The following is a 12661-nucleotide window of genomic DNA, read 5'->3' as shown; positions in this document are numbered from 1 at the left end:
GCGGTCCCAATACGGACCCCATGAGCACCGCACCTAACGAAGTCATCATCCTCGGCGCCGGCATCGGCGGCCTGACCCTCGCCCTGAGCCTGCACCAGGCCGGCATCGCCTGCCGCGTGTACGAGGCCGTGCCCGAACTGCGCCCGCTCGGCGTGGGCATCAACCTGCTGCCGCATGCGGTGCGCGAGCTGTCCGAGCTGGGCCTGCTCGACGCGCTCGACGCCGTGGGCGTGCGCACGCAGGAGGCGGTCTTCTTCACCGAGCACGGCCAGCTCGTGTTCCGCGAGCCCGCCGGCCAGCACGCGGGCTACGACTGGCCGCAGTACTCGATCCACCGCGGCGACCTGCAGACCGTGCTGCTGAACGAAACACGCAAGCGCCTGGGCCCCGACAGCGTGCAGTGCGGCCACCGCTGCACCGGCGTCGAACAGGATGCCGACGGCGTGACGGTGCACTTCGCCGACGGCCGCGCGCCGGTGCGCGGCGCGGTCGCGGTGGGCTGCGACGGCATCCACTCGGCGCTGCGCAAGCAGCTGTATCCGAACGAGGGTGCGCCGCGCTATTCGGGCATCAACATGTGGCGTGGCACCGCGGCCTGGAAGCCCTTTCTCTCGGGCGGCAGCATGGTGCGCGCGGGCTGGCTCACCGTCGGCAAGATGGTGATCTACCCGATCCGCAACGACATCGACGACCAGGGCCGCCAGCTCGTGAACTGGGTGGCCGAGATCCACGCGCCCCAGCCCGCGATGCGCGACTGGAGCCGCGCCGGGCGCCTCGAGGACTTCCTGCCCGCCTTCGCCGACTGGCACTTCGACTGGCTCGACGTGCCCGCGCTGATCCTGGCCTCCGACACCATCCTGGAGTACCCGATGGTCGACCAGGACCCGCTGCCGCGCTGGAGCCACGGCCGCCTCACGCTGCTGGGCGACGCCGCGCACCCGATGGTGCCGCGCGGCTCCAACGGCGCAGGCCAGGCGATCATCGACGCGCGCTTTCTCGCGGGTGCGATGAAGCGCGAAGGCGTGGGCATCGCGGCGCTCGAGACCTACGACCGCGTGCGCGTGAAGGCCACCACCGACGTGGTACTGACCAACCGCAGCAACCCGCCCGACACCATCCTGCGCGAGGTGTTCGAGCGCTCGGGCGGCCGGCGCGTCGAGAACCTCGACGAGCTCGTCACGCAGCAGGAACTGCAGGCGATCTCCGACCACTACAAGCGCGTGGCCGGCTACGACCCGGCGGCGCTGAAGGCGCGCGCGTCGTACCTCTGAGCGACTGCACATTCACCGAACAAGACGGAGACAAGACCCCATGAGATTTCTGACCCGGACCTTCGCCACCCTGCTGGTCGCGGCCAGCGCCGCCGCGGCCCATGCCTGGCCCGACCAGCCGGTGACGCTGGTGGTGCCCTACACGCCCGGCACCGGCATCGACCTGATCGCACGCCAGCTCTCGGCCCGCCTGCCCGCCGTGCTCGGCCAGCCGGTGATCGTGGAGAACGTCGCCGGCGCCAGCGGCAACATCGGCAGCGAGAAGGTGGCGCGCGCCAAGCCCGACGGCTACACGCTGCTGGTGCAGGTCAACACGCTGGTGATGAACAAGGGCCTGTACAAGTCGCTCGCCTACGACCCGGTGGCCGACTTCACGCCGGTGTCGCAGACCTCGTGGGGCACGCTGCTGCTGGTGACCAACCCGTCGACGCAGAAGGCGGGCTCGCTCGCGCAGCTGGTGGCCACCGCCAAGGCCAACCCCGGCAAGCTGACCTACGCCACGCCCGGCGTCGGCACGCCGCACCACCTGTCGATGGCGCTCCTGATGCAGGGCACCGGCACCGACCTGCTGCACGTGCCCTACAAGGGCACGGCCGGCGCCGTCACCGACCTGCTCGGCGGGCGCATCGACGCGATGTTCCTGCCGGTGCACGTGGCGCTGCAGCACATCCAGGCCGGCAAGCTCAAGGCGCTCGCCACCGGCAGCAGCCACCGCCTGCCGCAGCTGCCCGACGTACCCACGCTCGCCGAGGCCGGCGTGACCGCCGACAACGTCGACATGTGGTACGGCGTGCTCGCGCCCAAGGGCACGCCGGCCCACGTGGTGGCGCGGCTCAACACGGAGATCGCCGCGGTGCTGAAGTCGCCCGAGGTGGCGAAGTCCTTCGAGTCGCAGGGCATGGTGCCCGCCAGCTCGACGCCGGCGGCGTTCGGCGCGCTGATCCAGAAGGACGCGCAGCGCTGGGCGGCGGTGGTGAAGAAGGGGAACATCACCGCCGACTGAGCGCGGCGGGAAACGCAGCGCAGCTACTTGCGCGCAGCCGCCCGGTACAGGTTCTCGACCTTCGGCACGTTCGCCTCGAGCTTGGCGATGCGGTCCGGCCCGCTCGGGTGGGTCGACAAAAAGCTCAGGCCGCCCTGGTTCTTGGAGGCCGTGGCCATCTTCTTCCACAGCGACACCGAGGCCTGCGGGTCGTAGCCCGCGCGCGCGGCGAGCTCCAGGCCCACGAGGTCGGCGTCGGTCTCGTCGCTGCGGCTGAACTTCAGGGTGATGAGCTGCGTGCCGGCGCGCGCCGCGAGGTCGCCCACCTGGCCGAGCCCCAGCAGCTGCGCGCCGATGGACAGCGCTGCGCCGGTGCCGGCGCTCTTGGCCATGCGGGCGCGGGCGTGTTCGCGCAGCGCGTGCGCCATTTCATGGCCCATGACCATCGCGACCTCGTCGTCGCTCAGCTTGAGCTGCTCGAGGATGCCGGTGAAGAAGGCGATCTTGCCGCCGGGCATGCAGAAGGCGTTGATCTGCTTGCTGCCGATCAGGTTCACCTCCCACTTCCATTCGCGCGCGCGGCTGTTCCACGGCAGGGCGAAGGGAATGAGCCGCTGCGCGATGGTGCGCAGGCGCTGCAGCTGCGCGTTGCCGTCGCCGGCCAGCGCGCCCTTGGCGCGCGCCTGTTCAAGCAGCTGGCCGTACTGCTGCACGCCGGCCGCCTCGATCTGCTCGGCGGGCACAAGGTTGCGCGCCACGGAGGCATTGCCGACATTGACCTGCGCCAGCGCCGGCGCGCTCAGTGCCGCACCGGCGGCGGCCAGCAGGAAGGCCCGGCGCGGGTTCCATGCCGAGGCTTCGGAGAGGGCGGAAAAGGGGCGTTCGCATCGTGTGCACATAGGTGCCCGGATGATAGGAACAAATGGAGACGAGCGGGCGCGCCGATGTCCCCAACACTCCACGAAAACCTCCGCCTTCGGCTGCGGTGCGAGTGCCTTCGGGCGGCCGGGCGGCACTCATGGACAATCCCCCACTCATGTCCGCACCGCCCGCCGAACCCACCCAAGCCCCCGCGAGCACCGCGCTGCCCTGGCGCGACGCGCTCAAGGTCTACCTCGAACCCGCCACCCTGCGCATGCTCGCGTTGGGTTTCTCGGCCGGCCTGCCGCTGCTGCTGGTGCTGGGCACGCTGAGTTTCCGGCTGCGCGAGGCGGGCATCGACCGCACCACCATCGGCTACCTGAGCTGGGTCGGGCTGGCCTATGGTTTCAAGTGGGTCTGGGCGCCGCTGGTCGACCGACTGCCGCTGCCGCCGCTGACCACGCTGCTGGGGCGCCGGCGCGGCTGGCTGCTGCTGGCGCAGGGCATGGTGATCGTCGGGCTGATCGGCATGGCGATGAACGACCCGCGCCTGGGGCTGCAGCCGCTGATCTGGTGCGCGCTGCTGGTGGCCTTCGGCTCGGCCACGCAGGACATCGCGCTGGACGCCTTCCGCATCGAATCGGCCGAGACGCGCAAGCAGGCCGCGCTGGCCGCCGCCTATCAAACGGGCTACCGGCTGGCGATGATCTGGGCCGGCGCCGGCGTGCTGTGGGTCGCGGCCTGGGCCGAGGTGGCGCCCGCCGTGGCGGTCACTGGCGCGGCGGCCTACCAGAACGGCGCCTGGAAGACGGCCTACCTCGTCATGGCGGCCTCGATGGCGGTCGGCGTGCTCACGGTGCTGCTGTCGCCCGAACCGGTGCGGCGCGCGCTGCCGAAGGCGAAGAACGCCGGCGAATGGCTGCGAAGCGTGCTGATCGAGCCTTTTGCCGACTTCATCCGCCGCTACAAGTGGCAGGCGGCGCTGATCCTGGCGCTGATCGCCATCTACCGCATCAGCGACGTGGTGATGGGCATCATGGCCAACCCCTTCTATGTGGACATGGGCTTCACCAAGGACCAGGTGGCCACGGTCAGCAAGATCTACGGCGTGATCATGACGCTGGTGGGCGCCTTCGTGGGCGGCGTGCTGTCGATGCGCCTGGGCGTGATGCGGGTGCTGATGCTGGGCGCCGTGCTGAGCGCCGCGAGCAACCTGCTGTTCGCCTGGCTGGCCACGCGCGGGCACGACCTGACGGCGCTGATCGCCGTGGTCTCGGCCGACAACCTGGCCGGCGGCATCGCCTCGGCGGCCTTCATCGCCTACCTGTCGAGCCTGACCAACATCAGCTACTCGGCCACGCAGTACGCGCTGTTCAGCTCGCTGATGCTGCTGCTGCCGAAGTTCATCGCCGGCTATTCGGGCGCCTTCGTGGACGCCTACGGCTACAGCACCTTCTTCACCGCCACCGCGCTGCTGGGCCTGCCGGTGCTGGTGCTGGTGGCGCTGGCCTCGCGCATGGCGGCCCGCACAGGCGACGGCGAGCGTCAATAGGGCCTGCGCCGGAGCTGTCATCTATAGGAAACAGCCGACGCAACCCGATACGTAACGCTGGTAGGCTGCGACATTCATTGCGTGAAAATTGCGCTTTTCCGCTTTTTCCTCTGTCGTCGACGCCTTTTTCCTTGTCGCGCGCTCCCATATCCATCGTGCCGTCCCGAATTTCTCCCCTTCAAATCAGTGCCTACACGGCCACCTCGGCCGTCGGCGTCGGCAAGGAAGCGCACGCCGACGCGCTCGCGCACTCGCGCAGCGGCCTGCGTGCCAACGATTTCGGCGAGGCACCGCTGCCGACCTGGATCGGCCGTGTCGACGGCCTGGAAGACGTCCGCCTGCCCGAATCGGCCGCGTTCTGGGACTGCCGCAACAACCGGCTGGCCTGGCTGGGCCTGCAGGCCGACGGCTTCCTCGAGGCGGTCGCGGCGGCGCGTGAGAAGTACGGCGCCACGCGCATCGCGCTGGTGCTCGGCACCTCCACGGCCAGCATCGGCGAGACCGAGCTGGCCTACACGCAGCTCGACGCCGACGGCAACTTTCCGCCGGACCAGCGCCGCGCGGCCGTCCACACGCCGCATTCGCTGGCCATGTTCGTGCAGCAGGTGCTGGGCATCGACGGCCCGAGCGAGACGATTTCGACCGCCTGCTCGTCCAGCGCCAAGGTGTTCGCCTCGGCCGAGCGCCTGATCCGCCTGGGCCTGGCCGACGCGGCCGTGGTCGGCGGCGCCGACACGCTGTGCGGCAGCGTGCTGTTCGGTTTCAACTCGCTGGAGCTGGTCTCCACCGAGCCCTGCCGCCCCTTCGACGCCGCCCGCAAGGGCATCAGCCTCGGTGAGGCAGCCGGCTTCGCGCTGGTCGAGCGCGTGCAGGCGGGCGAGAGCGCCACGCAGCTGCTGGGCTACGGCGAAGCCAGCGACGCGCACCACATGTCGACGCCGCATCCCGAGGGCCTGGGCGCCGAGCGCGCACTGGACGACGCGCTGGCGCGCGCCGGCCTGTCGGCCGACGCCATCGACTACATCAACATGCACGGCACGGCGAGCCAGAAGAACGACGAGGTCGAGGGCGCGCTGGTGGCGCGCCGCTTTCCGGCGCGCACGCACGCCAGCTCGACCAAGGGCTTCATGGGCCACACGCTGGGCGCAGCCGGCATCGTCGAGGCCGTCGTCTGTCTGCTGGCGATCGAGCGCGGCCTGATGCCGGGCACGGTCAACACGCGCACGCTGGACGAAGGCTTCGGCCCCCAGATCAAGCTCGCGCCTGCGACGGGCGAGGTGCGCTACGCGCTGTCCAACTCCTTCGGCTTCGGCGGCAACAACTGCGCGCTGGTCTTCGGCAAGGCGGTGGCGGCATGAGCACCCCCACGCTCTACATCGAAGGCCCCGCCTTCTGGACCCCCACGCTGCCCGGCTGGGACGCCGCGCGCGCGGCCTTCCGCGGCGAAGGCGCGCTGGCCGACCCGCCCGCCAAGCGGCCCTCGCCGCAGGTGCTGGCCCCGGCCGAACGGCGCCGCGCGCCCGACACCGTGGCGCTGGCGCTCGAAGTGGCCGCCGCGGCCATCGCGGGCGCCGACCGGCCCGCGGCCGACGTGCCCTGCGTGTTCACGTCGGCGCACGGCGACCTGTCGATCAACGACTACATGTGCAGCACGCTCGCGGGCGACCCGAAGATGCTGTCGCCCACCAAGTTCCACAACTCGGTGCACAACGCGGCCGTGGGCTACTGGACCATCGGCACCGGCTGCATGGCGGCCAGCAACGCCGTCTCGGCCTATGGCCACAGCTTTGCCGCCGGCCTGCTCGAGGCGGCCGTGCAGTGCGCGGCCGACCAGACGCCGGTGCTGCTGGTGGGCTACGACGCCCCCACGGTCGGCGCGCTGGCCTCGGTGACCGACAGCCGCGGCCTGCTGGCCGTGGCGCTGGTGATCGCGCCCGAGCGCACGGCCCGCACGGTGGCCAGCCTCGACTGGTCGCTGGTCGGCGATGCCGCTGCGGCGACGGCGCCGCGCTCGGCCGCCGCCGCCACGCTGAAGGACATCAACCCGATGGCCGACGCCCTGCCCCTGTTCGAGGCGCTGGCGCAGGCCCCGGGCAGCGCAGACGCGCCCATCGACCTGCCGCTGTCGGCCGCGCTGGCCCTGCGGCTGCGCCTGCAGGCCGCGGGCTGACCGGCCCCCGCCGGGGTCGGCGGTGCGTGTTGACACACACGAACCGCGCGGGTGGCGCCCCGGTACGTCATCATTGCCGCATGGCGCCCACGCAACCTGGGCGAAGCGCTATGTTTTCCGCAGCGATCCAGGTTGACAGGGCGATGCTGCGTTTACCCAACTTTACGGAGCGTTCAAGCCCGCTTGCTCCCGGTGAACGACCATGAAGCGCATGAGCACCCCCCAACTCCTGATGATCGAAGACGACGCCCGCCTGGCGCAGATGGTGGGCGAGTACCTGACGCAGTCGGGTTTCGCCTTCAACCACGCCGGCGACGGCGCCACCGGCCTGGAGCAGCTGCAGCAGCACGCGCCCGACCTGGTGATCCTCGACCTGATGCTGCCCGACACCGACGGCCTCGAGGTCTGCCGCCGCATCCGCGCCCTGCCCGGCCCGCTGGCCAAGGTGTCGGTGCTGATGCTCACGGCCAAGGGCGACCCGATGGACCGCATCATCGGCCTGGAGATCGGCGCCGACGACTACCTGCCCAAGCCCTTCGAGCCGCGCGAGCTGCTGGCGCGCATCCGCGCCGTGCTGCGCCGGCGCAGCGAGAACGCCACCGAGGCCGAAGCCTCCACGGTGATGCGCTTCGGCACGCTGGAGATCGACCGCAACGCGCGCACCGTGTCGGTGGCCGGCGCGCTGGCCGACCTCACCTCCTACCAGTTCGACCTGCTGGTGGCGATGGCCGAGCGCGCGGGCCGCGTGCTCACGCGCGACCAGATCATGGAGGCCGTGCGCGGCCGCGAGCTCGAGGCCTTCGACCGCTCGATCGACGTGCACATGGGCCGCATCCGCGCCGCCATCGAGGTGGACGCGAAGAATCCGAAGCGCATCCTCACCGTGCGCGGCGTGGGCTACGTGTTCGCCAAGCAGCAAGACTGACCCGGACCGCCCCGCGATGCTGCGCAGCCTCTACCGCCGCCACCTCTACGTCCGCATCTGGCTCGCGGTGGTCGGCGGCGTGGTCATCCTCACGCTGATGGCCAACTGGATCGTGCGCGTGGCCGCCGAGGCCGAGCGCGAGCGCCTGGCGCCCGTGCCGCGCGAGGTGGTCGTGCTCGACAGCCAGGACCGCACCATCGGCACCGGCAAGGCCATGCGCGTGCCGGGCCAGGGCCTGGAGTTCGACGTGCAGCTGAGCGACGGCCGCGACATGACGCTGCGCGTGGCGCCGCGCGAGCGCCCCACCGGCACCGGCGGCTTCGCGCCCTGGCGCACGCCGTTCGGGCTGGGCTGGATGATCGCGCTGGTCGGCGTGGCGGTGGCATTGGGCGTCTACCCGATCGTGCGGCGCATCACCCAGCGGCTCGAGACCCTGCAGCGCGGCGTGCAGCGCTGGGGCGAGGGCGACCTGTCGGCGCGCGTGCCCGAGGAAGGACAAGACGAAGTGGCCGATCTCTCCAAACTTTTCAACGCCTCCGCCGAACGCATCGAACAGCTGGTGCGTTCGCACAAGTCGCTGCTGGCGAATGCCTCGCACGAGTTGCGCTCGCCGCTCACCCGCATCCGCATGGGCCTGGAGCTCATGGGCGACCGGCCGAGCCCGACGGCGCGCGAAGAGATTTCGCGCAACATCGGCGAGCTCGACCAGCTCATCGACGAGATCCTGCTGGCCAGCCGGCTCGACGCCAGCGAGGCCGACATGGGCACCATCGAAGCCGTCGACCTGACCGGCCTGGCCGCCGAAGAGTGCGCGCAGGTGAACGCCGAACTCGACCTGGCCGAAGGCACCGACAACGCGACGCTCACCGTGCAGGGCGTGTCGCGCCTGCTGCGCCGCGCGATCCGCAACCTGCTCGAGAACGCCCGCCGCTACGGCGCGGGCGAGATCAGCGTCGAACTCGGCAGCGCCGGCGGCTACGCCACGGTGCGCGTCAACGACCGCGGGCCGGGCGTGCCGGCGGCGCTGCGCGAACGCATCTTCGAACCCTTCTACCGCCTGCCGGGCGCCAGCGAGCGCAACGGCGGCGTCGGCCTCGGGCTGGCGCTGGTGAAGTCGATCGCCGAACGCCACGGCGGATCGGTGCAGTGCGAAGACCGGCCGGGCGGGGGCGCGAGCTTCGTGATCCGCCTGCCGGCCAAGGGCCCTGCCGCCGCAGCGCACTGAGCGCCTTCGGGCGCGCAGGGGCAAGTCAGGTTCAGCCGAGGGGCCGCACCTAAAATCCCGCCCCTATGCAGAGATCGCACATCGTTCGGCCCGCGGCCATGTTCTGGGGGCTGGTGGTGTTCATGCCGGTCGGCGTCACCTACCTGTCGGCCATCGTGCTGCTGCTCACCCTGCTGGTGGCCGGCGGCCTGCGCGAGCGCTATGCGCGGCTGCGCGCCAACCCGCTGTGGTGGCCGGTGGTTGCCTACGTGGCGTGGACCTTCATCGTGCTCGCCGTGCGGCCGCACTACCCCGAGACCCCTTCCAACCTGTTCCACGGACTGCGCATCGCCCTCACCTTCCTGATGGCGATGGCGCTCACGCGCGAGGAGGCGCTGTGGGCGCTGCGCGGCTTCCTCTTGATCGCGGCGCTCAACATCGTGCTCATCGTGCTGCACTACAGCCTGGGCTTTCCGGTGCCGGGCGCGCTGCGCGGCGTGGTGATGGAGGTGGGCAACAAGTCGATCAGCAACGCGCTGCTGTTCAGCATCGTCGCGGCCAGCGCCGCGGTCTACGGGCTGTCGCAGATCGCCGGGCACCGCCCCTGGCGCGCGCTGCCGGCCTTTGCGCTCGTGCTCGGGCTGGGCGCCGTCGTCGCGCTGCCGCTCACCTCGCGCACCTCGGTGCTGGCGCTGCTGCTGGTGATTCCGGTGGTCTGCCTGCACCAGTGGAAGAACCACCTGAAGGCGCTGTCGGCCGCGCTGATCCTGGGCGCGGTGGTGATCGGCGCGGGCCTGTACCAGCTGCCGCAGCTGCAGCAGAAGGTCGAGACCGGCATCGAGGAACTCGAGAAGGCGCAGACCGGCGCCGTGTTCCACGGCAGCTGGATCATCCGCTACTACATGTACCGCGACACCGGCGCCATGATCGCCGACCAGCCCGTCGCGGGCTGGGGCATCGGCGGCTGGACCGAGCAGTGGCACAAGCGCGGCCCGGCGCTGTTCGCCGACTCCAACATGCCGCACAACGACTTCCTCTGGGTGGGCGCACAAGGCGGCATCCCGGGCATCCTGAGCCTGCTGGCGATCATGCTCGTCGCCGTCTGGCAGGCCTGGCGCCGGCCCGACATCGCCGGCCGCTACGCGCTGGCCGCCACGCTCATCGCGCTCATCGCGTCGAGCGTGAATTCGGCGATGCGCGATGCGCAGATCGGGCTGGCCGTGCTGTGGATCGCGATGGTCTACCTGCGGCTGGCGCAGGAATCGCAGGACCCCGATCCGTGGCGCGGCCTGTGGCCGCGGGCCCGGCCAAGCTGAAACGAAAAAAACGGCCGCAAGGGCCGGTTTCTTTTTTCCGCCTGGCCGCTCAGTGGCGGCTGGACACGGTCTCGCCCGCCTTCAGGCGGTACACCGTGCCGCAGTACGGGCACTTGGCTTCGCCGGTGCGCGCCACGTCGAGGTAGACCTTCGGGTGGCCGTTCCAGAGCTTCATGTCGGCCTTGGGGCTGGGGCAGAACACGCCGCCCTGGTGATTGAGCTCCTTCGCGAGGAGTTCGACGACTGCATTGGTGGACATGGTTTCTCTCAGACCTTCGTGAGCCAGTGGGCGTACTTGGGATTCTTGCCGTTCACAATGTCGAAGAAGGCCGACTGGATCTTCTCGGTGACCGGGCCGCGCGAGCCGCCGTCGCCGCGGTTGCCGATCTCGATGCGGTCGAGTTCGCGAATCGGCGTCACTTCGGCGGCGGTGCCGGTGAAGAAGGCTTCATCGGAAATGTAGACCTCGTCGCGCGTGATGCGCTTTTGCACGAGCTCGATGCCCAGGTCCTTGCAGATGTGCAGGATGGTGTTGCGCGTGATGCCGTTCAGGGCGCCGGCCGACAGGTCGGGCGTGTAGACCACGCCGTTCTTGACCACGAACACGTTCTCGCCCGCGCCTTCCGACACGAAGCCGCTCGCGTCGAGCAGCAGCGCTTCGTCGTAGCCGTCGTCCAGCGCTTCCATGTTGGCCAGGATCGAGTTGGTGTAGTTGCTCACCGACTTGGCCTGCGTCATCGTGATGTTCACGTGGTGGCGCGTGTAGCTGGAGGTCTTCACGCGGATGCCGCGGCGCATGCCTTCTTCACCGAGGTAGGCGCCCCAGGACCAGGCGGCGACCATGGCGTGGATCTTGTTGCCCTTGGGGCTCACGCCCAGCTTTTCGGAGCCGATCCAGATGAGGGGGCGCAGGTAGCAGCTTTCGAGCTTGTTCTCGCGCACGACCTGTTTCTGGGCTTCGTTCAGCTGTTCCTGCGTGAAGGGGATCTTCATGCGCAGGATCTTGGCGCTGTTGAACAGGCGCTCGGTGTGCTCGGCCAGGCGAAAGATGGACGTGCCGCCGTCGGCCGTCTTGTAGGCGCGCACGCCCTCGAAGGCGCCGCACCCGTAGTGCAGCGTGTGGCTGAGCACGTGGATCTTGGCGTCGCGCCAGTCCACGAGTTCGCCGTCCATCCAGATCTTGCCGTCACGGTCGTCCAGCGAGGGGGGGATCGAGCTCATTTCCTGATTCCTTTGGGAGCGGTGGGGGGGTGCGACCCGCGGGGAAAGTCGCAAAAGCTTTCGATTTTAAGGCGGTGCCTGGAATCGGGTGCCCGACAATGGCCGGTTGTGCCAACCAGTGGAAAAAGGGTTCCCGTGTCCGTATTCAAGAACGTCATCGTCTATCGCATCGAACCTGCCTGGTCCCAATCACTGACCGAGGCAGAAGAAGGGCTGGCCAAGCAACGCTTCGTGCCTTGCGGCCCCTCGCAGGAAAAGTCCGCCGGCTGGGTCGAGCCCCGCGGCGAAGCCAACGGCCCGTTGGTCGAATCCATCGACGGCCAGTGGCTGGTCGAGTACATGATCGAAAGCAAGCAGGTCCCCGGCTCCGTGGTGCGCCGCAAGCTCGACGAGCGCTGCGCCCAGATCGAGACGACCACCGGCCGCAAGCCCGGCAAGAAGGAAAAGAAGGAGCTCAAGGAAGACATCACCCTCGAGCTGCTGCCCATGGCCTTCACGCGCAGCGCGCGCGTGACGGTGTGGATCGACAAGGCCGAGAACCGCCTCGTGATCAACTGCGGCAACGCGGCGCGCGCCGACGAAGTGGTCACCAGCCTCGTGAAGTCGCTCGACGGCTTTGCCGTGGCGCTGATCAACACGCAGATCGAGCCGGCCGCCGCCATGGCCAACTGGCTGCTGACGCAGGAGCCGCCGGCCGGTTTCAGCATCGACCGCGAGTGCGAGCTCAAGGCCTCCGACGACTCCAAGGCCGTGGTGCGCTACGCCAAGCACGCGCTGGACATCGACGAGGTCAAGCAGCACATCACGGACGGCAAGCGTCCGACACGTCTGGCGCTCACCTGGGACGACCGCGTGTCCTTCGAGCTGACGCACGGCCTGCTGATCCGCAAGATCACCTTCCTCGAAGGCACGGGCGACGGCGCGGCGGGCGGCAAGAAGGAAGACAACTTCGACGCCGACGTGGCCATTGCCACCGGCGAACTCGGCCAGCTGGTGCCGGCGCTGCTCGACGCGCTGGGCGGCGAGGCGGCGTTCTCGGCAGCACCACCGGATGAAGCACCCAAGGCTGCGGCTACTGCCACCGCGCCTGCGGCGCAGGCCGACACGCCCGAAGAAGAAGACGCACCGTTCTAAGTAAGGCGAAGCGCCCGCGCCGCCT

Annotated in this window: 12 protein-coding genes; 9 read left to right on the top strand and 3 right to left on the bottom strand. The window is 69.8% G+C overall.

The window, feature by feature from the left end:
* Positions 1-20 precede the first annotated feature (20 nt).
* Both AC3WQM_RS24810 and AC3WQM_RS24805 read left to right on the top strand, forming a co-directional pair.
* A complete protein-coding gene (locus AC3WQM_RS24810) occupies positions 21-1271 on the top strand; it encodes a flavin-dependent oxidoreductase (RefSeq protein ID WP_492682445.1) in 1251 nt (416 codons plus the stop codon).
* A 40-nt stretch (positions 1272-1311) separates the two neighbouring features.
* Positions 1312-2274: a tripartite tricarboxylate transporter substrate binding protein gene (locus AC3WQM_RS24805; protein WP_492682443.1), complete on the top strand. Its 963-nt coding sequence runs from the start codon at positions 1312-1314 to the stop codon at positions 2272-2274.
* 23 nt (positions 2275-2297) lie between these two features.
* On the opposite strand, the gene AC3WQM_RS24800 is transcribed toward AC3WQM_RS24805, so the two are convergent.
* The gene (locus AC3WQM_RS24800; RefSeq protein WP_492682441.1) at positions 2298-3152 is read right to left on the bottom strand and encodes a M48 family metallopeptidase; all 855 of its coding nucleotides are present in this window, start codon (positions 3150-3152) and stop codon (positions 2298-2300) included.
* 119 nt (positions 3153-3271) lie between these two features.
* On the opposite strand from AC3WQM_RS24800, the gene AC3WQM_RS24795 reads away from it, so the two are divergent.
* From AC3WQM_RS24795 to AC3WQM_RS24770, 6 genes are all read left to right on the top strand, one after another.
* Entirely contained in the window at positions 3272-4666 is a 1395-nt protein-coding gene (locus AC3WQM_RS24795) for an AmpG family muropeptide MFS transporter (RefSeq protein WP_492682439.1), read from the top strand.
* Positions 4667-4821: 155 nt separating this feature from the next.
* A complete protein-coding gene (locus tag AC3WQM_RS24790) occupies positions 4822-6024 on the top strand; it encodes a beta-ketoacyl-[acyl-carrier-protein] synthase family protein (RefSeq protein WP_492682437.1) in 1203 nt (400 codons plus the stop codon).
* Positions 6021-6836, top strand: a complete 816-nt coding sequence (locus AC3WQM_RS24785) for a beta-ketoacyl synthase chain length factor (protein ID WP_492682435.1) — start codon at positions 6021-6023, stop codon at positions 6834-6836. Before AC3WQM_RS24790 ends, AC3WQM_RS24785 begins: the two co-directional genes overlap by 4 nt.
* A gap of 202 nt (positions 6837-7038) precedes the next feature.
* On the top strand, positions 7039-7761 hold the full coding sequence (locus AC3WQM_RS24780; RefSeq protein WP_062476797.1) for a response regulator: 723 nt from the start codon (positions 7039-7041) through the stop codon (positions 7759-7761).
* Positions 7762-7777: 16 nt separating this feature from the next.
* On the top strand, positions 7778-8986 hold the full coding sequence (locus tag AC3WQM_RS24775) for an ATP-binding protein (protein WP_369630911.1): 1209 nt from the start codon (positions 7778-7780) through the stop codon (positions 8984-8986).
* 65 nt (positions 8987-9051) lie between these two features.
* Positions 9052-10281, top strand: coding sequence for an O-antigen ligase family protein (locus AC3WQM_RS24770; protein ID WP_492682433.1), 1230 nt, complete (start codon positions 9052-9054; stop codon positions 10279-10281).
* Positions 10282-10330: 49 nt separating this feature from the next.
* Here AC3WQM_RS24770 and AC3WQM_RS24765 read toward each other — a convergent pair whose 3' ends face one another.
* Both AC3WQM_RS24765 and AC3WQM_RS24760 read right to left on the bottom strand, forming a co-directional pair.
* Entirely contained in the window at positions 10331-10540 is a 210-nt protein-coding gene (locus AC3WQM_RS24765) for a zinc-finger domain-containing protein (RefSeq protein WP_056583879.1), read from the bottom strand.
* A gap of 8 nt (positions 10541-10548) precedes the next feature.
* Entirely contained in the window at positions 10549-11502 is a 954-nt protein-coding gene (locus tag AC3WQM_RS24760; protein ID WP_489060258.1) for a branched-chain amino acid transaminase, read from the bottom strand.
* A gap of 135 nt (positions 11503-11637) precedes the next feature.
* On the opposite strand from AC3WQM_RS24760, the gene AC3WQM_RS24755 reads away from it, so the two are divergent.
* Entirely contained in the window at positions 11638-12636 is a 999-nt protein-coding gene (locus AC3WQM_RS24755) for a recombination-associated protein RdgC (RefSeq protein WP_489060260.1), read from the top strand.
* Positions 12637-12661: the final 25 nt, after the last annotated feature.

This window comes from Variovorax sp. FW301-JW7 (assembly GCF_058788795.1).
The sequence above is the reverse complement of the archived record's forward strand: the minus strand, read 5'-3'. Positions and strand labels throughout refer to the sequence as shown.

Bases quoted from the DNA above. Each gene is read 5' to 3' on its own strand.
- AC3WQM_RS24805 (WP_492682443.1), top strand. From the start codon at position 1,312: ATGAGATTTCTGACCCGGACCTTCGCCACCCTGCTGGTCGCGGCCAGC.
- AC3WQM_RS24785 (WP_492682435.1), top strand. From the start codon at position 6,021: ATGAGCACCCCCACGCTCTACATCGAAGGCCCCGCCTTCTGGACCCCC.
- AC3WQM_RS24770 (WP_492682433.1), top strand. From the start codon at position 9,052: ATGCAGAGATCGCACATCGTTCGGCCCGCGGCCATGTTCTGGGGGCTG.
- AC3WQM_RS24795 (WP_492682439.1), top strand. From the start codon at position 3,272: ATGGACAATCCCCCACTCATGTCCGCACCGCCCGCCGAACCCACCCAA.
- AC3WQM_RS24810 (WP_492682445.1), top strand. From the start codon at position 21: ATGAGCACCGCACCTAACGAAGTCATCATCCTCGGCGCCGGCATCGGC.
- AC3WQM_RS24760 (WP_489060258.1), bottom strand. From the start codon at position 11,502: ATGAGCTCGATCCCCCCCTCGCTGGACGACCGTGACGGCAAGATCTGG.
- AC3WQM_RS24780 (WP_062476797.1), top strand. From the start codon at position 7,039: ATGAAGCGCATGAGCACCCCCCAACTCCTGATGATCGAAGACGACGCC.
- AC3WQM_RS24765 (WP_056583879.1), bottom strand. From the start codon at position 10,540: ATGTCCACCAATGCAGTCGTCGAACTCCTCGCGAAGGAGCTCAATCAC.
- AC3WQM_RS24775 (WP_369630911.1), top strand. From the start codon at position 7,778: ATGCTGCGCAGCCTCTACCGCCGCCACCTCTACGTCCGCATCTGGCTC.
- AC3WQM_RS24800 (WP_492682441.1), bottom strand. From the start codon at position 3,152: ATGTGCACACGATGCGAACGCCCCTTTTCCGCCCTCTCCGAAGCCTCG.